Below are 20,309 nucleotides of genomic sequence, written 5' to 3'. Positions count from 1 at the left end.
CCGTGCCGTATGTTCGCGGCTGCCCGCCCGTGTCGGCGGGCTTCGTCATGTCACCGCGCCTCCAGGGGGTTTCCTCGCCATGTCCTTCGGTACCCGATCGCTGCCTCCGCTCGGACCGCCCCCGGCCCGTTCGCTGCTCCAGTCGCCCAAGGGCCTGGCCACCGCGCTCACCGTGCTCCTCGGCGTGTGCGCCGCGACCCGCTTGCTGATGGTGGCCGCCGGGGTCAACCGGTACGCGGCGCTGGACGGGGTCACGGACCCGGATCCGTCCTGGGCGCTGTACTCCGCGGTGATGGGCATGGCGATGCTCTCGATGGTTCCCACCGCCGTGGTGTTCATCATCTGGTTCCACCGGGTCCGGGTGAACGCGGGTGTCTTCGCCCCCGAGCTGTTCCGCCGGGGCGCGGGCTGGGCGATCGGCGTCTGGTTCATCCCCCTCGTGGGCCCGACCGTCCTCGCGTACGGGATCGCCGCGCGCGTGTGGGCGGCCGGTGCGGCGAAGCCGTCGGCCGGCGGACCCGCGCCCGCGCCCGCCTCCCCGGCTCCCGTCGTGGCCTGGTGCGTCGCGTTCGGCGCGGCCATGGTGACCTCGCTCGCGGTCGGCCGGGTCGCCGACGCGCGCGCCTCCGTACTGGTCGCCATGGCGTCGGACCTGCTCTACGCCGTGGCGGCCGTCCTCGCCGTCGTCTGGGTGCGCAGGCTCTCCGCCATGCAGTCACGGGCGTGAACTCCGCCACAGCGGGTGCCGGGCCGGCCCGCCGACCCCGGGGATTCCGGGGCGCGCGGGCCTCCACCCGGTTTTGCACCTAGTTGCAAAACCGGCCTCCGCTCGCTAGAACAGGTTCATCACCCCCGCGCGAGGAGGCGCCCCTCATGAGTTCCCAGAGCCGGTACCCGCACCTGCTGAGCCCCCTGGACCTCGGCTTCACCACCCTGCCGAACCGCGTGATCATGGGCTCGATGCACACCGGCCTCGAAGAGCACCAGGGCGGCTTCGAGCGGCTCGCCGCCTTCTACGCCGAGCGCGCCCGCGGCGGCGCCGGCCTGATCGTCACCGGCGGCATCTCCCCGAACGACGCCGGCCGCCCCTTCGAGGGAGGCTCCCGCCTCACCACGGAGGACGAGGCCGCCGAGCACCGGGTGATCACCGAGGCCGTGCACGCCGAGGGCGGGAAGATCGCGATGCAGATCCTCCACTTCGGCCGCTACGCCTACCACAAGGACCTGGTGGCCCCCAGCGCCATCCAGGCCCCCATCAGCCCGTTCGTCCCGAACGAACTCACCGACGCCGAGGTCGAGGCCACCGTCGAGGACTTCGTCCGCGCCGCCCGCCTCGCCAAGCTCGCGGGCTACGACGGCGTCGAGATCATGGGCTCCGAGGGCTACCTGGTCAACGAGTTCATCGCCGCCGCGACGAACAAGCGCACCGACCGCTGGGGCGGCGCCTACGAGAACCGCGTGCGCTTCCCGCTGGAGATCGTCCGGCGCACCCGCGCGGCCGTCGGCGAGGACTTCATCATCGTCTACCGCCTCTCGATGCTCGACCTCATCCCCGGCGGCTCCACCCTCGACGAGGTCGTCCACCTCGCCAAGGAGATCGAGGCGGCCGGCGCCACCATCATCAACACCGGCATCGGCTGGCACGAGGCCCGCATCCCCACCATCGCCACCTCCGTCCCGCGCGGCGCCTACACCTGGGTCACCAAGCGGCTGATGGGCGCGGTGAGCGTCCCCCTCGTCACCAGCAACCGCATCAACACCCCGGAGATCGCCGAGGAACTGCTCGCCGACGGTCGCGCGGACCTGGTCTCCCTGGCCCGCCCCTTCCTGGCCGACGCCGACTTCGTCGCCAAGGCCGCGGCCGGCCGCTCCGAGACCATCAACACCTGCATCGGCTGCAACCAGGCCTGCCTCGACCACACCTTCAGCGGCAAGATCACCAGCTGCCTGGTCAACCCGCGCGCCTGCCACGAGACCGAGCTCGTGCTGTCCCCGACCCGGACCAAGAAGCGCGTCGCCGTCGTCGGCGCCGGCCCCGCCGGTCTCGCCTGCTCCGTCTCCGCCGCCGGCCGCGGCCACGCCGTCACCCTCTTCGAGGCCTCCGACCACATCGGCGGCCAGCTCGACGTCGCCCGCCGCATCCCCGGCAAGGAGGAGTTCGAGGAGACCATCCGCTACTTCGGCACCCAGCTCGTGGAGTCCGGCGTCGAGGTCCGCCTGAACACCCGCGCCGACGTGGAGACCCTCCAGGGCTACGACGAGGTCGTCGTCGCCACCGGCGTCACCCCCCGCACCCCCGACATCGAGGGCGTGGACCACGCCAACGTCGTCAGCTACCTCGACGTGCTCCGCGACGGCGCGCCCGTCGGCGAGCGCGTCGCCGTCGTCGGCGCCGGCGGCATCGGCTTCGACGTCGCCGAGTTCCTCACCGACAGCGGCGAGGGCGCCTCCCAGGACCCCGACGTCTACTTCCGCCACTGGGGCGTGGACACCACCTACACCGGCCCCGGCGGGCTCACCACCCCCGAGCGCCCCGCGCCGCCCCGCCAGGTCCACCTCCTCCAGCGCAAGGCCACCAAGGTCGGCAAGGACCTCGGTACCACCACCGGCTGGATCCACCGCGCGGAGCTCAAGCACCGGGGCGTCGTCTCCGTCGCGGGGGCCACGTACGACCGCATCGACGACCAGGGCCTGCACATCACCGTCGGCGGCGAACAGCACCTCGTGCCCGCCGACACGGTGGTGCTGTGCACGGGCCAGGAACCGCGCCGCGACCTGTACGAGGCGCTGCGCGCGGCCGGCGTCGAGGCCCACCTGATCGGCGGCGCCGACGTGGCCGCCGAGCTCGACGCCAAGCGGGCCATCCGACAGGGCACCGAACTGGCCGCCGGCCTCTGACCGAAAGGGGATTGTGGCGGTCCGCCGGGACCGCCACAATCGCCCGGTGACGATCTCACCCGCAGACGCAGACAAGATCCTGACCGACAACTTCGCCCCCTGGGTGCTCGCCCTCGGACTGACCGTCGAGGAGACCGGGGAGCGGCACGCCGTCCTGCGGCTGCCCTGGTCCGACGAGTTGGCCCGGGACGGCGGCGGCCTCTCCGGCCAGGCCATGATGGCGGCCGCCGACACGGCCACCGTCATCGCGATCTCCGCCGCCCGCGGCGCCTACGGGCCGATGACCACCGTCCAGCAGTCCACCAGCTTCCAGCGCCCGGTGGTCGGGGCCGACGTACTGATCCACGTACGGGTCACCAAGCTCGGCAAGCGGATGGCCTTCGCCGACATCACCCTGACCCCCGAGGGAGCCACGGACCCGGCCGCCACCGCCTCCACGGTGTACGCCCTGCTCGGCTAGGGCCTGATCCGAAGGACAGGCCCTAGGTCCGGGGGAGTCGGGGCGAAAACACGTTGGCGGGCGGGGTACCGGCTCACCTACGCTCGCGCCGACGGCCGACCACGAAGGCGGCCGGACGGCACGGGGGAGCGGGACCATCTCGGCGGAATCCACACCACGCGATCTTGTTCCGCCGCTGCGGCGGAACAAGGACTTCACCGTCTTCTGGCTCGGTCAGGCACTGTCCGTGCTCGGCGGGTCCGTCTCGATGCTCGCCCTTCCCCTGCTCGTCCTCCACGCCACCGGATCCATCGTCCAGATGGGTCTGGTCACGGTCGTCTCCGGCGCCACCGCCATCGGCACCGGAGTGTTCGCCGGCTACGTGGTGGACCGGGTGGACCGCCGCAGGCTCATGATCGTCTGCGATCTGGCGCGGGCCGTGCTGCTCGGCGCGGTCCCCCTCGTCTGGTGGGTCGCCGGGCCGCAGATCTGGCTGCTGTACGTGCTGACCGCCTCGGCCGCCGTCCTGAAGACGCTGTTCGACGTCGCGTACGTGACGGCCATCCCCCAACTGGTGCGTACGCAGGACCTCACGGCCGCCAACGGGCGGCTGATGGGCACCTTCGCCCTCGGAAGCCTGCTCGGGCCGGTCGTGGCCGGCTTCCTCACGGCCGGCGTGGGCGCCGACCGGGCACTGGCCCTGGACGGCGCCACGTTCCTGGTCTCCGCCGCGAGCCTGGGCTGGGTGAGGTTCACCGCCCGCCCCGCCGGGGACGCCGCGGAGAAGCCCGCCGGGAGGGCCGGGGCCGGGATGTTGCGGGAGATGTTCGTGGTGGGCTTCCGTTTCCTGTGGAGCCATCCGCTGCTGCGTCCGCTCACCATCCAGCTCACCCTGCTGACCTTCGTCACCATGGGCGCCACCGACCTGCTGATCTACCGGGTCCAGCACGACCTGGGCCGGGACGCGGCCACCCTCGGCTACGTGATCGCCGTCAGCGGGGCCGGGTCCGTCGTCGCGGCCCTGAGCGCGGGCCGACTGCGCCGGATCCTCGGCTTCGGCACGTGCTGGCTCGCCTCGATCGCGATGATCGCCGTCGGCGTGACGGTGACGGGCGTCAGCCGCAGCGTGCCGGTGATCGCCGGGCTGGCCGCCGTGTTCATGTTCGGGATCACCCTGGGCGGGATCTGCACCATGACCCTGCGCCAGGAGGTGACCCCGGACCACCTGCTCGGCCGGGTCACGTCCGCCTTCTGGACGGTGCACAACGCCTCGGGCCCGGTGGGGGCGGCGGTGCTCACGCTGCTGGCCGCCCGTCACGGGGTCCCCGCCGTCAGCCTGGCGGGCGGGGCCCTGTGCCTGCTGGTCCTGGGTGGCGGGCTGCTGACCCCGCTGCGCGGCAGCCGCGCGGGCGCGGCCCCGGCCGGAGCGGCCGCCGCGGACCAGGAGCCGGCCGCGGGACCGTCGGCGCGCGCGTGAGCTGCCGCTCTGCGATCGTGGTCCGCAGGTAGCCGTACCGAGGAGCCCACATGTCCGGACAGTTCGAGGCGAGTGTCGAGATCGACCGACCGGTGGAGGCGGTGTTCGCCTATCTGGCCGACGGACGGCACGACCCCGAGTTCAGCCCCCGCGTCCAGGAGATCACCAAGACCCCGGACGGCCCCACGGCCCTCGGCACGGTCTTCCGCAGCACGGTCAAGGACGCCGGGATGAAGACCGGCCGCGAGTTCCGCATCGTCGGCCTGGACCCGCCCCACCTGATCCGCTGGACGGAGCAGAGCCGCAACCTCGTCACGGCGGAGGGCGGCTACGACCTCGAACCCCTCCCGGGCGGCCGCACCCGGGTCCGTATCTTCAACACCCTGGAAGGCCACGGACTCGGCAAGCTGCTGGTGGGCCTGGCCGTCGGAGCGGCCCGCAAGGACGCTCCCGACTTCGGCCGGCGCATCAAGGCGGCCGCGGAGGCGTCACTCCCCCAGCGGTAGCGCTTTCGGCCGGGGCGGACGTTAGCCGCCGAGGTCGAACACGCCCCACGCGGTGAACGGCTCGGCCTGGACGTAGATCCTGCTTCCCCTGGCGACGACCCGCCGCCGGCCGGGCAGAGCACCGTCGGGCAGGGTGAGCAGGCCGGTGTCCGTCGGTTCGACGGAGGTTTCGGTGAGCTCCCCGAAGGCGAGCCGGTCCCGCTCCTCGCCGTAGCCGCCGTAGAAGGCCGCCCGCCCGCCGTGGACGGCCACCGCCCTGGCACCCCGCACCGTGTTCGTCCGTACCTTCACCGGCTCGTCCGGCCGGTCGGGGCGGATCTCCAGGAGCGGGAAGTCGGTGTACGGGCAGGCCCACGTGACGGGGCCGGACACGTTCAGGGCATAACAGTCCATGATCCATCCGGCGCCGGGGGCGTGATCGGTCGCCCAGCGGATCTGGCCCGTGGCGCTCCAGCGGCGGATCCCCGCCGGGTTCTCGTCGAAATGCCCGGCCCAGACGGTGCCGGTCGCGTCCACGAGGAGGTGCTCGATCGCGTCCCCCACCGAGAAGGACCGGGTTTCGCGGCCGAGCGCGTCGAAGACCTGGACCTGGTCCCCGTCCTCGTACCGGCGGGCGCGGGACGCGGCGACGACGAACCCGCCGTCGGGCAGGCGGTCCAGATGCGGCCACCGGGCGCGCAGGCCGCTCAGCTCGGTGCGTTCGACGGCGCCGCCGCGATGGACGGAGACGACCAGCGCGTCGAAGGGCGGGAGTTCGCCGCCGCGCTCCGGAGCGCGCTCGGCGAGCAGCCAGTGCGCGGTGCCGAAGACGTCGACGGTACTGGTCAGGACATGACGGTCGTGCTGCACTCCGGGCAACCGGGCGTGGGGGACGAGGGCGGTCCCCCGCACGGGCCGGCTCCTGCTCTCGGAGGCGGCGGCCTGGTCCCTTCCGGTCGTCATCCGGTGATCCTCGCCGACGCCGGGCCCCGCGACAAACCCTTTGTACGTGCCGGGGAACGCGTCGGTCGTATCGTTTTCCGGCTGTCGGCCGTGATCCGTTCGCGGAGCGGCTTTCCCCCGGGCACCCCGGCTCGCTGAACTGGACCCATGCACCCCACCCAGGCCGCCCCGGACGCCGATCCCCCCGACGAGGAGGGAGAAGAGGCGTGCGAGCGGGTCCGGCGGGTCCTGCGCCGCGCCGGGTTCGACACCTCGACGCCCGCGGAGGACGGCCTGCGGGTGTGGGCGGCGCCCGAGGGGGTCATGGTGGGGTGGGTCGCACGCGAGGTGCTGCGGCCGACCGTCCAGGTCCACGGGCACCAGGAGGACCTTGCGCGGCTCACCTCCCTGACGGGGCTGCACCAGGCGCTCCGTACGGCCCTCGCCGTGATCCTGGGCGAGGCGGGCCTCGACGCCGCGCCGCACGGGGAGCACCTCGTCGTCGTCCGGCCGCGGTGAGCGCCGGCCCAGGGGGGCCGCATCAGCGCCGGCCGACGCGTCAGGGTCCGGCGAGCGTGTGCCGGGGGAGGACCCCGTACGTCCGGTGGTAGGCGGCGGCGAAACGCCCCTGGTGGTGGAAGCCCCACCGGTGGGCGACGGCCGTGACCGTGTCCCGGGTGGGATCCGCCGCGACCAGGTCGTCGTGCGCCTGTGCCAGACGGACGCGGCGCAGGTAGGCCATGGGGGTCGTACCGAGGTGGCGTCGGAAGGCGTACTGGAGGGCCCGCGGGGTGACGCCGGCGGCGGCCGCCGTCTCGGCCAGGCCGATCTCGGCCGCGGGGTGCGACTCGATGAAGGCGACGGCGCGGCGGACGGTCTCCGAGGTCGCGTCGCGGGTGTCCGCGAGGACGGGGTCGGGACGGGCATCGGTGGGGAAGGCAGCCAGCACGGTCGCGGCGAGGAGTCGGGCGGCGGCGTCGATCACCAGGGGCGCACCGCCGGCCGGCAGGGCCACGAGGCTCTCCTCGACGTAGTCGACGGTCCTCTTCCACTGGTCGGCCATGGCGGGGGAGACGGGGGTGAAGCGGGTGAAGCGCAGTGGGCGGCTCTGCCCGGCGGGGCGGCCCGCGAGTTCCTGCACGAGCGAGAGCGGCACCGTCACGGCCCGCAGTTCGGCGGAGTACACCCGGCCCGCGTAGGGCAGGTCGGGCTGCGAGATCGCCAGGACGTCACCGGGGGCGGCCCGGGTGACGTCGTCCTTGCACTCCCGGACCATGCGGCCGCCGACGACGTGCGTGACGGCCACGGCGCCGAGCGGGCCGGTGGCGTAGGAGTACTCCGTCGGCAGTGCGAGCGTGCTGAGGGAGAGCGGGCCGGCGCTGATGCGGGAGTACCGGAACGGACGGTGGGGCGCGGGCGAGGTCATGCGCAGGCTCGTCCCGTACGCCGTCCTCATCCAGTCGCGGGCGACGTCGACCTCGGTGGTCCGGAAGCTCTGTCCGCCCGGCTGTTCCGCCCGCGGCTGCTGTGGCATGGCACCGGACGTCCTCTCGCGCGGCGGGCGCGGCACGGAGGAGCAGCGCGGCCTCAGGGTACGTCGGGAGACGAGCCCGGGGCGCCCTGTCGGCGAGGTCCGGCCGGGGCGCAGTGGACGCAGGTGGTCGCCGCCGGACGGATCTCCAGGCGTTCGGGCGCAATCGTCCTGCCGCAGGCCTCACACCGTCCGTAGTCGCCCTGTTCGAGCCGTCGCAGTGCGCGGTCGAGCTCTTCGAGGTGCTCGCGCGCCTGGACCATCAGGGCGGCGACGTGGGCCCGCTCGAAGGCGGTGCTCGCCCCTTCGGGGTCGTGCTCGTCGTCGACCGCGATCAAGGCGTTCGCCGCGACGATCCCGTCGAAGTCGCGGCCCAGCGCGGCCGCCCGCGCGAGGGTGTCGGCGCGGTCCGCCGCGAGCCGGGCGCGGAAGGTCGCGAGGACGGACGGGCCGCGCTCGTCACGGTCGTGCGGGGACGCATCACCCATAGGGGTGACAACGCGGGGCCGCGAGCGCCGATTCCCCACGGTCGTCGCGTCAGGATGGGGCCCTGCGTGTCAGCCCCGCCGGGACGGGGGTAGACGCGGTGGGAACCGACCCGCCACGGCATGGAGGATCGAGATGAGCACCGACGGGCAGTGGAGCGAAGACGTCGTGAGGCTGCGGCAGGAAGCCGAGGCACTGGAACTGCGGGCGCAGCGGGCCGACGATGCCGCGGAACGAGAGCGGCTGATCGAGAAGGCCGTACGCATCCGAGGGAAGTGCGAGGAGCTGGGTGGCCCGGAGAGCGCCACGATGGACCCCATGTAGGGCGGGTTCAGGCGAGGGCGCGTTCGACGGTGGAGAGCACCCGCACCAGTGCCGGTGGCGCGGGGGCCGACGCGAAGCCGAAGCGTACGGGCGGGACGACAGGAGCCAGTGCGCCGAGGTCGGTCCCGCCGAAGGAGGCCCGCGCGGTCACGATCGGCCACAGGCCGCGCGCCGCGTACCACTGGCGGCATCCGGGGCGCGAGCTGCCCCGGGTCCGTACGCCGGTCATCAGGCGTGCGGGCACGTCCGTCACGGCCGCCCACAGCGGCCGCCGGGCGAGCGGGCGGGGGACGGCCCGCAGGAGCAGACCGAGGGCGCCCGAATGCCCGACCCGGAAGCGCAGGTCCAGGGGGCCCGCCTCGACGTCCCACGTGCTCTCGCGCGTCCGCACGCTCACCGGGGCCGTCCGCACCTCGTCGAAGTGGTAGATGCCGGCGATGTACTCCGCCGTCCGGATCGTGGGCGCCAGCAGGGTGCGCCGGCCGTCGGCGCGCTCCAGCATCACGTCACTGAACGGCCCGAAGGGTGACCGCGGCCAGTGGCCCACGATCACGCGCGTGCCGGAGCCGGTGCCGACGGCGGCGATCCAGCCGTCGAACATCAGCCGTTCGGATCTCACGCCACACACGTACCCGCTCCCCGACCGCGCCTACCCTCGGTGCCGCGCGGGCGGGGCGCACCGCCGCCCCCGGAGGGACCGGGCGCGGATCCTGCCCGGGCCACCGGCCCGGGCAGGATCCGCGGTCGATCAGCAGGTGCGCACAGCAGGTCGATCAGCAGGTCGACCCGTGACGCACCGGCCGTCAGAAGCGTCCGGGCGTGGCGGGGAACGGCAGCGGCTTGCCGGGCGCCACCGGGCCGCGCCGCTCGGCGGCGGCCGGCGGGTTCTGACAGGTCACGTCCTGGGCGGGCAGCTCGCCCGTGGTCAGGTACGTGTTCACCGGGGCGTTGGCGCAGGAGGTGGGGTCGACGAGGTAGACGCCGTGGCCCTCACCGCCCGTCGCCAGCACCATCCGCGAGCCCTTGAGGGCCTTGTGCAGACCTTGGCCGCTCACCAGCGGGGTCTGGGAGTCCCACTCGTTCTGCACCGTCAGCACGTTCGCCCTCTTGTGCATCGGCGTGGCCGCCTCGACCGGCCGGTCCCAGAAGGCGCACGGCTTGATGTTGGACGCGAAGTCCCCGTACAGCGGGTACCGGGCCTTGTCCTTCATCGCGTCCCGCTCGTACTGCTCCGTGTAGCGGGGCCAGCTGCCGGTGTCCCCGCACGCCACGGCCCAGAACACGGCGGTGTCGTTGTCCGAGGCGGGCTCGGCCGCCGCGCCGCCGGTCAGCAGCCGCTCGAGCTCCGTCGCGGTCGTGCCCTCGGGCAGCGGCCCGCCCTCGGCCGCGGCCTTCAGGGCCACGACCATCGGGGTGGCCTGCGCCGGGTAGAAGAACACCCCGCGCGTGGAGCGGATCATGTCCCCGTCGACCTTCATGCCCTCGAACTCGAACGGCTCCTTGTCGGCCCGCGCCACCAGGTCCCAGAACGTCCCGGACACGGCTTCCGGGGTGTCGCCCAGCCCGTACTCCGCCGACCGCTGCGCCGCCCACCGGGTCCACCGCGCGAAGGCGGGCTCGGCCTCGGTGGCCCAGACCTGGATCATGCCGCGCCAGATGCGCTGCGGGTCCACGCCGCTGTCGAGCACGAAGCGGTCGGTGCGGTCCGGGAACATCTGCGAGTACACCGCGCCGAGGTAGGTCCCGTACGAGTAGCCCAGGTAGGAGAGCTTGCGCTCGCCGAGGACCGCGCGGATCGTGTCCATGTCCCGGGCCGTGTTGCGGGTGGTGATGTACGGCAGTACCGATCCGGCCTTCTCCCGGCACTTGTCGGCCACGGTGCGCGCCCAGGTCACGTCGGAGCCGAAGCTCTCCGGACGGTAGGCGCGGTCGAAGCCCTCCTCGGTCGGGGTCAGTCCGCAGGTGATCGGACTGCTGGCGCCCACCCCGCGCGGGTCGAAGCCGATGAGGTCGTAGCTGTCCCGTACGTCCTTCGGCATCGCCTCGCCCATCAGCAACGGCAGGTCGAGGCCGGAACCGCCCGGCCCACCCGGGTTCAGCAGCATGGCGCCGTGCCGCTTGGCCGGGTTCTCGCTCTTGATCCGGGATATGGCGAGGTCGATCGTGCGCCCGTCGGGACGCCGGTAGTCGAGCGGGACCTTGAGCGTCGCGCATTCGTACGAGGTCGGCTGCTCGGGGCTGCAGCGGTGCCAGGCGGGTTTCTGTCGAAGGTGGTCCGCGGCCGGGGTGGCGGAGGCCTGGGTCGCGGACAGCAGGGGCACGGTGGTCGCGATGAGTCCGGCGGAGGCGAGCAGCGGTGCGAGGCGTTTCAGGCGCACGGAGCCGTTCCTTTCGGTGAAGTCGCTTACGCGTCCACCTTGTTGCACGCACCGCCCGACCGAATCATCCCGAAGGGTCGTGCCCTGTGCGCCTCACGAACGAGCTGACAACAGGACAGGTGGCCGACACGCCGCAGTCGGCCCCCGGTCGTGCGCCGGGGGCCGACGTGTGCGGTGCGGGGAGCGGTGTCAGTGGCCGCCACCCTGGCCGCCGTCGTGCCCGCCCTCGTGCTCGCCGCCATGGGTCGCGTCGGGGGTCGCGCCGGGCGTAGCGCCGGGCGCTTGACCGGGTGTCTGGGCAGGCGTACCGCCGTGCGCGTCACCGTGCGTGTCACCGGTCTCCAGGGAGCCGCCGATACGTCCGCGGAGTGCCGTCAGGGCGTCCTCCTTCGGTGCGGTGACGACCCATCGATCGCCGACCAGATAGAGCCCGCCGTACATCCGGGCCTCGGTCAGCCAGGAGCGCAGTCCCTTTTCGGCGGAGAAGGTGACCATGCGGTAGACGACCTCACCGGCCTGACAACCGCCCTGGCGCAACTCCTCGGCCTCCACGTTCACCTCGGGGGTGCAGCCGATGGCCGTGGCGATCTGTTCGAGGGAGGTCCCGGGTGCCGCCGGCGCGGTCTGCGAGGCCTCGGCCGAGGTGTGCTGCGCCGCCGCCTTCGAGGAGCAGCCCCCGCACAGCAGCGCTGCGACGCACACCGCCGCGAGGGCGGGAAGCGACGGGCGGATCCGCCGGATCCGGCGGGTGCGGCGGTCGGTGGACGGCATGGCGACCTCTCTGGCTCATCGGGGAGGGTCCGTGGCGCCCGGGCGGGGAGGTACCCGGGCACCACGCGTTTCGGGGGCGGATCCGCGGGACGCGGACAGGAGTCAGCCGACGACCTTCGCTTTCTTGCCCTTGTCGGTGATGGCGAACCAGAGACCCTTGTTGTTGTGCCCTGTGGTGTCTCCGGGCTCCTTGTCACCGGTGAAGGAGTAGACGGGCCAGCAGTCGATCGTCAATTGCTCGGTACCGTCGGGGCGCTTCACCTTTCCAATCAATTCAGGAGCGATTCCGCTTACGTTGTTCTTGTCGACGGGCTTGGCGGGCTTCCAGGTGTCCGTGCAGGCGTCCACGCAACCGATCTTCATCGGCCAGGCGCTGTCCTTGTCGAAGCGGTAGAGCGTCTTGCCCTCCCCGTCCTCGACGAGGGTTCCGAGTTCGGGGTTCTGCACGGCGGTGAGTTCGCCGTCCTTCGCCGCCGCGGCCGGCTTCTCCTCCTTCTGCTCCTTCTCGGCCCCCGCGCCCTTGCCCGCCCCGGCCGGCTTCCCGCCCGGGCCCAGGACGTGCCAGGTGCCGCCGACCCCTTCGCCGAGCGCGTCGCCGGCCTTGACGTCCTTGGCGTAGCGGTACACGGGCCAGCCGGCCAGCGTGAGTTGCTTCGTTCCGTCGGAGCGTTCGACGGAACCGAGGAGGGCCGCGTCGATACCCGCGCTGACCGAGGCGTCGTTCGCGGCGACCGCCGGCCAGGCCGCCGCGCAGTCGCCCTCGCAGTTGGACTTGGGCGGCTTCGGCGTGTCCTTGTCGAACCGGTAGAGCGTGATGCCCGCGCTGTCGGTGACCCCGGATCCCAGGCCCTGGATCTCGCTCACCTTCAGCTCGCCGGCCGGGCCGCTCTTGTCGGCGGCGCCCGCCGGGGCGGCTCCCGAACCGCTTCCGTAGGGGTCGCCGTAACCGGATCCCGCTCCGGCCCCGACCTGTTTGGTGTCGCCCACCGGCTGGACCGCGGGTGCCTTTCCCCCGTAATTGTCGGAGCCTCCGCATGCGGCTGTCGTCATCATCAGTACCGCGACCGCCGACCCGGCGAATATCTCACGACGCTTTATCTTCACGATCTCTCCTTCAGGTTCGGGTTCCGCGTTTCCTTGCCCCCGGTAATTGATACGGGGCCGGGAGCTGCGGAAGCGGATATCGCCGGGAATTTGTCAGATCGCGCCAACATTGAACCCGGCGCATTGGTTCAGTCCTGGATGCGCAGCGCGAGGGCCGGGCAGCGGCGCACGGCGCGCAGCGCCTTCTGATGCTGCGCGCGGGGGACGACCATGGACGCCTCCGCGGGGAAGCCGTCCAGGTCCAGGCGGACCACATCGGGCAGGACGTCCACGCACAGCCCGTGGCCCCGGCAGAGGGTCCAGTCGACCAAGAGCCGCTCCGGGCTCTCCTCGTCCTCGAGCAACGGAAGGGCGCCCAGCACCCGTCTACCGCAGCCGCTGCCGAGCGCATGGTCGCGGAACTCGTCCGGGAAGGTCCTGAGCGCCGAGGCGACGAAGTTCGAGGTGCCGTCCGGATGGCTGCACGCACCGCGCTTCAGCACCGCCTTCATCCGCAGCTCCAGCATCTCCAGGGCGGCTCTGCCGCCGCCCCGGATGGCGTCGTCCAGTACGTCGGCGATGGCGGGCAGCCCGCGTACGCAGGGACCGCACTGGCCGGCCGACTCCTTGGCCAGCCAACGGGTCACGCGTGCCACTTCGCCGGCCGGGCAGGTGTCCATGGGCAGCGGCAGCACCGCTCCCGCCCCCAGCCGCGCGCCGAGCCGGTCGAGGGACTCGCGCGATATCTCGGCCGCACGTGCGTTGGTCGGAGTGAGCCATTTGCCGTGATAGCCGCCGACCAGGACGCCCTGGCCCGGATCGGTGCCGCACAGTTCCAGGATGTAGGAGAGCGCGGCACCGCTCGGCGTCTCGACGACCGTGTTGCCCGCCACTGTCAGCATGATGGTGCCCGGCTCGCTGGGCAGGCCGGTCGCACGGAAGTCCAGCGCGCCGAGCCGGGCGGCGACGGCCAGCTGGGCGAAGGTCTCGGTGTTGGAGAACAGGGTGGGCACGCCGTTCAGACCGCGGTCACTCGTGCGCACCTTCTGGCCGGAAGGCAGCGTCGGGCCGCCGTTGAGGCCGTTCACGTGCGCCGTGCTCTCGCCGGTGACGAAGCGTTCGGGGAGCCGGGTGATCTGCACCCGGCGCCCGGCCGGCCCGCGTTCCGCGACGGCCTCCCGCAGCGACTGCTCCACGTCCCCCCGGGTGACGCCCACCACGACGTCCTCGGAGTTCAGCGCGGCGGCCGCCAGCAGGGCCCCGTCGAGCACCAGATGGGGGGTGTGCAGCAGGAGAGCGGTGTCCTTGAGGCAACTCGGTTCGCCCTCACTGCCGTTGACGACGACGGCGGTCTGTCCGTCCCCGGCGCGTGCCGACCGCATCACGGAGCGCAGTTTCTTGGCGAACGGGAAGCCCGCCCCGCCGCGCCCGCGGAGGTCGATGTTCTCGGCCAGGTCGACGAGCTCCTCCGGCCGGTAGCGGGGCATCTGGCCGTGTGTCGTCAAATGGGCCACGCGGTCGAGCCGCGCGGCCTGGTCGAGCCCGGCCAGCAGCCGGGGAGCGCCCACGCAGCCGAGGCTGGGGCGCGTCTCACCGCTCACAGCCACTGGTCCCGGCTGATGAGCGTCTCGGCATCCGCGGCTCCGCGAGCCCGGCTCGGAGCGTAGACGGCGGTGCGCGGAGGTTCGTTGCTCAAGGGCGGTCGGTTGCTCAAGGCCGGTCGGTCCGGTTGGGGCGGTTGGGCCTGGTTCGCGGTCACGGCTGCCGCCGCAGGGCGTGAGCCGCGCCTCTGTCGGGGCACGCCGCCCTTGACGGGTGCCGGCGCCACGGGCTGGGGGACGGGCGGCACGAAGACGGCCGCTTCCTGCATCCGGCTCCTGACCCGGAACACGAGCACACCCACGATGCCGAGCAGGGCCAGCGCGTACGCGGACGTGACCCAGGGGGCGGCCGCGCGGCCCGACTTCAGGCCGTGCACCAGTGAAGCGCCCCAGGCCGGATAGGCGGCGAAGTGCAGGACCCGCCACCACGCCGAGCCGCTCCTGGTGTTGAACACGCTGCGCACCGCGCCGGAGATGGCCACCGCGATGAAGAGGTATCCGGCCAGACTGCCGAGCCCGACCAGGACGGGCCGGGTGGCATCCGTGAACGGCACGGCCGCGGAAGCCGCGGTCGTCCGCTGTCCCGCGACCTTGATCCAGATGTGCAGGGCGAGGAAGAGGAGTCCTGACACGGCGAGGCCGCGGTGCGCGCCCTGGGCGAGCAGCCGGTGTCCCGAACCGAGGACGACCCGGTCCGTCGCGGCCAGTCCCCATAGGACGGTGGCGGTGAGCGAGACGAGCGAGAGCACGCCCGCTCCGAAATCGAGGAAGGCCCATAGTTGGGTGAAGGCGCCCGCGCGGGCAGCCACGGCGACGAGCACGATGGCCGCGCCGACGGCACAGAGCACGCCGCGGCTCAGCCTGCCGTCCTTGGGGAGGAGGGAAGGCCGTCGGACGGCCCTCCTTCCGGCCGCCGCAGCCGCAGCCGAGGCATGGCGGTTCTTGCGGCGGGCCCTGTGTGAGCTGGGCCTTTGAGGCTGGGGCAGGGGCATCCAGGTCTCCTGTGCGCCTGGGCATACGAGCACTCCACCTGGCGCTCGGTACCCGGGGGTCGTTGTCGTCGTACCCGGCAGCGCTGTGAAACTCCGCGCCGGCCGAGGGAACTTGGGGCCGGAGTGCAGCAGCATCGTGGAGCTGCACAGCAGCTCCACAGGATTTATCGAAACGTGATAATTTCTCGCACCGCGTCTCCGACGCTACGAACAACACCGGAAGATTCCCCTCCAGCGGGGGTTGCGACAGGCCACCGCACTGACCGTCATCTACGCGTCCCCGACGGTAAAGACACGGCAAAACAACGGGACCGTAAGTGGTCGGACCTCTCCAGGAGGGAGTACGAGGGCCGCAAAACCCGCGCCAGACACGGACGTTGGCGTGAGGGGCAACCTCGGCGGGCTTGTCGCTCTTCCCCCTGACAAGCCTCACCCCGGCACGAACGAGGAAAACGATGTGTGAACTTCTGAACCGCATCTGGTCCCGCCCACGTGGCGAGTGGACACGCGTCCTGCGTAGGGAACTGCCCTCGCTGGCCGCCGAGATAGTGGAGGAGCTTCTGCATGGAATTCCGGAATTTTCCGCACTTATCGATGACAACGATGCCATTGATGACGAGTTGTTCCGGCAGCGGGTGGAAGAGGCCCTCCTCACCGTCCTCGGCTACCAGGAACAGCACCGGGAACAAGCACCGGACGAGCATGATGAACAGGCCGAGAGCGAGGACAAGATCGAGAACCAGGTCAAGATCGAGAGCCAGTTCGACAGCAAGGTCGAGCACGGGATCGAGGTCGGTCTCGCGGCCAGGGACGAGTGCGAGGTCACGCACGAGGGCCGGCACGAAAGCCTCCGCGAGGAGGCGCGCGACCAAGGCCTCCGTGGGGGCCGCCTCCGCGAGGTCCGCAACGAAGGTCTGCGCGAGGCCCGGCACGAGGGTCTGCGCGAAGCCCGACAGGAGAGCCGGCACGAGGCCCGGCACGAAGCCGTCCGCGAGATCGATCGGGCACGGCACGACCTCTTCAAGACCCTCACCGATGACAGGGACGCATCCGAGATGTCCCTGAGCGAGCTCGCGGAGGCGGCCGGATGGCCTCTCCCGCTCGCCGTCCGGGCCATCGTGCCCGCCACACCGGGTGAGACCCAGCAACTCGCCGCCGTACTGGACCACTGCCTCGTCGGTATGTTCGCGGGCCGTCCGTGCCTGCTCGTCCCCAGTCCCGAACCGGACAACCGCGCCCCGTTGGAACACCTGCTGCGCGGCCGGTTCGCGGCCGTGGGCCACGCCGTACCGCTCCGCGACACGGCCTCCTCGCTGCGCTGGGCCCTGCGCCTGGCCGCGCTGACACCGGCTCGCCCCGGTGCGGAGACCAGGCCCGTCTTCGTGGACGACCACCTCTCGACCCTGTTGCTCCTTCAGGACGAGCCCCTGGCCCACGCCCTGGCCGCCCGGTGGCTGCGTCCGCTGGCCGACCTGACCCCCCGCCAGAGCGAGCGGCTGGAGGTGACGCTGCTCGCCTGGTTGGAAGGCGGCGGAGCCCCCGAGGCCGCCAAGGCGCTGAGCGTCCACCCCCAGACCGTTCGGTACCGCATGCGTCAGCTGGAGAAGCTCTTCGGGACCGGCCTGCGGGACCCCCGTACCCGCTTCGAGCTCGAGATGGCTCTGCGCAGCCGCCGGCTGATGGCCCAGGTCCGGCGCCAGCACTCCCGGGTGGGCCGCAGGGCCGCCCGCGTGATCCAGGCCGACTTCACCCCCGTGGTCGTCGGACGAATGGCTCGCGTCAACGGCCTCTGAGCCGCGAACAGCCCGGCCCGGCCCCGTATCACGGGGCCGGGCCGGGCTGTTGCGTGTGGATGCGTAGGTCATGGGAGCGTCGTGTCCTGTCCGCGCCGCGGGGCCGGGCGCTGCGTCATGTGGTACGCCGTCGGTAACGGGCGCCGTGTCGTGGGGTACGCGGTGCGGCCGGCGCCGTGTCGTGCGAGACGCCGGGGGATACGTCGGGGTACAGGCCATGGGACATGTCGGGGGACAGGCCATGGGATGCGCCATGGGACACGCCGTGGGATACGCCGTGGGTCAAGCCGTGTGTCACGCCGTGCGGCCGGCGTCGTGCCGTGGGGGGCACGACGTCCGGCCGGTCGCGGGTCATGCGTACGCCGCCGGGACTCGGCGGCGGCGTACACAGACGTGCGGTGTCGGCCCGAAGTCGGCTTCGGGCCAACACCTGTCCCGAGCCGGACGCCGGGGATGGGGGAGTGGGCGTCCGGCCCGGGAGCGGAGGAGAAATCTCCCGCTGCGGGGGTCAGCGGCAGTTCTGGCCGTTGTTGATGCAGTTCACGGCCTTGTTCATGAGGCCGTTCGACATCACGTTGATGAAGTCGTCGTGATCGGTCGCCGGCTTGTGGAGCTGCTCGGGGAAGCTGTCCACCGCGATCCGGGCGCCGGGCGCCACCCCGTAGGTGAGGCGCATCACCAGCTGCGGGATGGCCTTGAAGCCGTTCGGGCAGCGACCGTTCTTGTCCGCGAAGGCCACGTGCGTCCGGTGGTTGGCGCTGTCGACGTTCTTGCCGTCCCAGCAGCTCTGGAAATTGAAGGTGCGCACGACGTCACTGCCCTTCGGGCAGACCGGGTACTTGTCCTTCAGCTGACGGTTCTCGAATCCCGTGCAGCTCCAGGAGGCGTTGGCGTTGGCGTTGCCGTTGGTGAAGGCCTTGGCGTCACCGGTGATGATGCGCATGAAGCGGGGCATCGCCGTGACCTTGCCGACGGGGCTGCCCTTGAAGGTGATCGACACCTGCTTCGGCTTGAGGATGGTGCCGACATTGGCGTCCTGGCCACCGCCGGGGGCCTTGGCGTCCTTCTCCACCTTGCCGTCGCGCAGGCGCAGCACGGGCCAGTAGTAGGCGGACTGGTCGCCGTTGCCGCACGTGGTGCCGGAGCGGGCGAGGCTGTCGTTCGTGGAGAACGCGTCGGTGGTCTTGTTGCCGACGTAGTCGTGCATGTGGTGGGCGCCGTTGGAGACGCCGGGGGCGACGATCACGTTGTCGGGGTTGAAGTGGCCGTTTTCGTTGCGGCCGCACTGCGAGGTGAAGGAGCCCTTCGAGGCGTTCCCCGCCTGCTGGGGGTTGCGGACGTTCGGCTTGACCTTGGTGATGTTGACGAAGTCGTTCTTCGACGGACCACCCTTCTGTGCGGCGGCCTGGGCGACCGCGCCCTGCTCGCCCTTGCTCGCGGCGTCCACCTTGGCGTCGGCCGCGTCCGCGGCGGGTGCGTCCTTCATCGTGCACGCGCTCAACGACTTGATGTCCGCCTGGGGCTGGCCCGCCCGGCCCATCGCGTCGCTCATGCCCTTGATGGTCTGGTCGCGCTTCTGCTTCAGGTCGCCGAGGAGGGCGTTGCCCTTGGCCTGGCCGGCCGCGAGCTTCTTGTACGCGTCGGCCACCTGGTCGTCCAGTTTGGCGAGGTTCGCGTCGACCTCGGGCTTGGCCTGATCGGGGACCGCGGTGAGTTTCTCTCCCACGTCGGGGCAGTCGATCGTCTGTATCGCCCGACCGTCCTGGCCGGCGGACGCGTTCCCGGCGACGACGGCGACCCCGCCACCGCCCAGGACGAGCGCGGAGACCACGCCCAGGACCTTGTTCGACAGCCGTGGGCGTTTGTGGCCCTTTTTACTCATGCGATCACTTCACTTCGTCGGTTGGACATTGTCGGAGAGCGCGTCGAAGTCGACGAGTCCGGTGTCTTCGAGGACCGTGATGTGGTCCAGAACCGTGTTGTTGGCGGACGTGGCGAGGGCTCGGACCATGGAGTTCTTGGTCTGTGCCCGGATTCCGGCCAGCAGGGCGAACACCTTTCCGTGAGCGCGTCGCAGCAGCTGGACGAAAAGCCGTTCGTACTCCTCCCCACGTGCCCGGTTCATCTGGCCCAGCCAGTCCTGCTGCTGCGCGGAAGGCTGGTTGGGCAGATCGACACCGAGGGCCTGGCCGACCTGGATGACCTGTCGGTCCAACTCGGTGTGACCGTCGATCAGGTGCTGGCCGGCCGTCTTGATCGCGGGCTTGGACCCGCGCTGCTGGGCCTGACGGCCCGCGGGCAGCTCCCAGAGTCCGGCGAGCCGGACCTTGCGCACGAAGTCCCGGTCCGCGGCGGTCAGCGGTCCGTAGGCCGTGCTCAACGTTCCGCCGCCGTCGTCGTCGCCCGCCGGACCCGCCACGGCGGCCGCGGGCCGGCTGCCGAAACTGTCCACGGGGATCAGAAGCGCGATCAGGGTGAGGGCAAGGGCGGTGATGACCAGGCCGCTTCCGATCGTGTATCGCGTGGCCACCGACAAACTGCTGATGGATCTCCGCCGCAATGACGGCACTGTGCCTCCTCGCTCCAAGGGCCGGGAGGGGGTGGCGGGGCAGGAAGGTCCGCACATGGTGTGCGGCACGCACCCGCATTCCCGGGGTGTCACGGGACGCTAGTGCCGGGCGCGGCGCCGAGGCCGGAGCACATCACCATCGGACAAACATCCCGGCGACTCCGCGGAAGGCTGATATGTTGCGGCGCGCCCGCACGTTCGGCCGCGTGCTGCGTGGTGCGTGCTGTGTGGTGCCCAGTTGTGCCCTGGTGCGCCCGGTTGTGTCCTGTGGTGCCGGACGGCGTCGCACTGCCCGGGCTCACCTGCCGCCGGTCTGCCGATCGGCCTCAACTCTCTTGACGTGCACGCCTGTTCAGTGCGGAGCCATGACGCCGGCGGGCTGTGGGCGCGCACCGCGCCCACAGCCCTCCCCCTATGAACGCGTCCGCTCGCGCGCGTCCACCGGCTAGGCCGTTTCTTAGCGATCACCTCGCGGCCCAGATGTGGATGGCCGCGAGGTGGAGGGCTGCCTGGTAGGCGGTGGCGGTCTTGTCGTAGCGA

19 protein-coding genes are annotated in these 20,309 nt (G+C 71.8%); 8 read left to right on the top strand and 11 right to left on the bottom strand.

Annotated features, from left to right (window positions below):
* The first annotated feature begins 79 nt into the window (after positions 1-79).
* From ACGFYY_RS31480 to ACGFYY_RS31460, 5 genes are all read left to right on the top strand, one after another.
* Positions 80-727, top strand: coding sequence for a DUF4328 domain-containing protein (locus ACGFYY_RS31480; protein WP_393714606.1), 648 nt, complete (start codon positions 80-82; stop codon positions 725-727).
* 146 nt (positions 728-873) lie between these two features.
* Complete coding sequence (locus ACGFYY_RS31475; RefSeq protein WP_393714604.1) at positions 874-2,898, top strand: FAD-dependent oxidoreductase; 2,025 nt, start codon at positions 874-876, stop codon at positions 2,896-2,898.
* 46 nt (positions 2,899-2,944) lie between these two features.
* On the top strand, positions 2,945-3,358 hold the full coding sequence (locus ACGFYY_RS31470) for a PaaI family thioesterase (protein ID WP_365271649.1): 414 nt from the start codon (positions 2,945-2,947) through the stop codon (positions 3,356-3,358).
* A 136-nt stretch (positions 3,359-3,494) separates the two neighbouring features.
* Positions 3,495-4,814, top strand: coding sequence for an MFS transporter (locus tag ACGFYY_RS31465; RefSeq protein ID WP_393714698.1), 1,320 nt, complete (start codon positions 3,495-3,497; stop codon positions 4,812-4,814).
* Positions 4,815-4,864: 50 nt separating this feature from the next.
* Complete coding sequence (locus ACGFYY_RS31460; RefSeq protein ID WP_393714602.1) at positions 4,865-5,320, top strand: SRPBCC family protein; 456 nt, start codon at positions 4,865-4,867, stop codon at positions 5,318-5,320.
* 21 nt (positions 5,321-5,341) lie between these two features.
* Here the strand turns inward: ACGFYY_RS31460 and ACGFYY_RS31455 are convergent, their stop codons facing one another.
* Complete coding sequence (locus tag ACGFYY_RS31455) at positions 5,342-6,262, bottom strand: hypothetical protein (protein ID WP_393714600.1); 921 nt, start codon at positions 6,260-6,262, stop codon at positions 5,342-5,344.
* A gap of 147 nt (positions 6,263-6,409) precedes the next feature.
* On the opposite strand from ACGFYY_RS31455, the gene ACGFYY_RS31450 reads away from it, so the two are divergent.
* Entirely contained in the window at positions 6,410-6,760 is a 351-nt protein-coding gene (locus tag ACGFYY_RS31450) for a hypothetical protein (protein WP_365271660.1), read from the top strand.
* 40 nt (positions 6,761-6,800) lie between these two features.
* On the opposite strand, the gene ACGFYY_RS31445 is transcribed toward ACGFYY_RS31450, so the two are convergent.
* Positions 6,801-7,775 (bottom strand): helix-turn-helix transcriptional regulator, encoded by a 975-nt coding sequence (locus ACGFYY_RS31445; protein ID WP_393714598.1) that lies wholly within the window; start codon positions 7,773-7,775, stop codon positions 6,801-6,803.
* 53 nt (positions 7,776-7,828) lie between these two features.
* Positions 7,829-8,260: a TraR/DksA family transcriptional regulator gene (locus tag ACGFYY_RS31440; protein ID WP_393714596.1), complete on the bottom strand. Its 432-nt coding sequence runs from the start codon at positions 8,258-8,260 to the stop codon at positions 7,829-7,831.
* Positions 8,261-8,393: 133 nt separating this feature from the next.
* Between ACGFYY_RS31440 and ACGFYY_RS31435 the strand changes: the two genes are divergently transcribed.
* Positions 8,394-8,582, top strand: a complete 189-nt coding sequence (locus ACGFYY_RS31435; RefSeq protein ID WP_365271665.1) for a DUF6381 family protein — start codon at positions 8,394-8,396, stop codon at positions 8,580-8,582.
* A 7-nt stretch (positions 8,583-8,589) separates the two neighbouring features.
* Here the strand turns inward: ACGFYY_RS31435 and ACGFYY_RS31430 are convergent, their stop codons facing one another.
* The 6 genes from ACGFYY_RS31430 to ACGFYY_RS31405 all read right to left on the bottom strand — a co-directional run bounded on the left by ACGFYY_RS31430 (position 8,590) and on the right by ACGFYY_RS31405 (position 15,263).
* Complete coding sequence (locus ACGFYY_RS31430) at positions 8,590-9,183, bottom strand: hypothetical protein (protein ID WP_393714696.1); 594 nt, start codon at positions 9,181-9,183, stop codon at positions 8,590-8,592.
* Positions 9,184-9,385: 202 nt separating this feature from the next.
* Positions 9,386-10,960, bottom strand: coding sequence for an alpha/beta hydrolase (locus tag ACGFYY_RS31425; RefSeq protein WP_393714593.1), 1,575 nt, complete (start codon positions 10,958-10,960; stop codon positions 9,386-9,388).
* Between the two features lie 189 nt (positions 10,961-11,149).
* Positions 11,150-11,731 (bottom strand): hypothetical protein, encoded by a 582-nt coding sequence (locus ACGFYY_RS31420; protein ID WP_393714591.1) that lies wholly within the window; start codon positions 11,729-11,731, stop codon positions 11,150-11,152.
* A gap of 102 nt (positions 11,732-11,833) precedes the next feature.
* Entirely contained in the window at positions 11,834-12,835 is a 1,002-nt protein-coding gene (locus ACGFYY_RS31415) for an SCO0930 family lipoprotein (RefSeq protein WP_365271675.1), read from the bottom strand.
* Between the two features lie 128 nt (positions 12,836-12,963).
* A complete protein-coding gene (locus ACGFYY_RS31410; protein ID WP_393714589.1) occupies positions 12,964-14,415 on the bottom strand; it encodes an NADH-ubiquinone oxidoreductase-F iron-sulfur binding region domain-containing protein in 1,452 nt (483 codons plus the stop codon).
* Complete coding sequence (locus ACGFYY_RS31405) at positions 14,412-15,263, bottom strand: hypothetical protein (protein ID WP_393714587.1); 852 nt, start codon at positions 15,261-15,263, stop codon at positions 14,412-14,414. The genes ACGFYY_RS31410 and ACGFYY_RS31405 overlap by 4 nt, the downstream gene beginning before the upstream one ends.
* Positions 15,264-15,862: 599 nt before the next feature.
* Here ACGFYY_RS31405 and ACGFYY_RS31400 point away from each other — a divergent pair.
* Positions 15,863-17,200 (top strand): helix-turn-helix domain-containing protein, encoded by a 1,338-nt coding sequence (locus ACGFYY_RS31400; protein ID WP_365271682.1) that lies wholly within the window; start codon positions 15,863-15,865, stop codon positions 17,198-17,200.
* Between the two features lie 508 nt (positions 17,201-17,708).
* Here the strand turns inward: ACGFYY_RS31400 and ACGFYY_RS31395 are convergent.
* Both ACGFYY_RS31395 and ACGFYY_RS31390 read right to left on the bottom strand, forming a co-directional pair.
* Entirely contained in the window at positions 17,709-19,082 is a 1,374-nt protein-coding gene (locus tag ACGFYY_RS31395; protein ID WP_365271685.1) for a DUF1996 domain-containing protein, read from the bottom strand.
* A 9-nt stretch (positions 19,083-19,091) separates the two neighbouring features.
* The gene (locus tag ACGFYY_RS31390) at positions 19,092-19,730 is read right to left on the bottom strand and encodes a DUF4142 domain-containing protein (protein ID WP_234313988.1); all 639 of its coding nucleotides are present in this window, start codon (positions 19,728-19,730) and stop codon (positions 19,092-19,094) included.
* Between the last annotated feature and the right edge of the window lie 579 nt (positions 19,731-20,309).

It is taken from the genome of Streptomyces sp. NPDC048331 (assembly GCF_043201215.1).
GTDB lineage: Bacteria > Actinomycetota > Actinomycetes > Streptomycetales > Streptomycetaceae > Streptomyces.
Note: the sequence above shows the minus strand (reverse complement) of the source record. Positions and strands in the feature narration are given on the sequence as shown.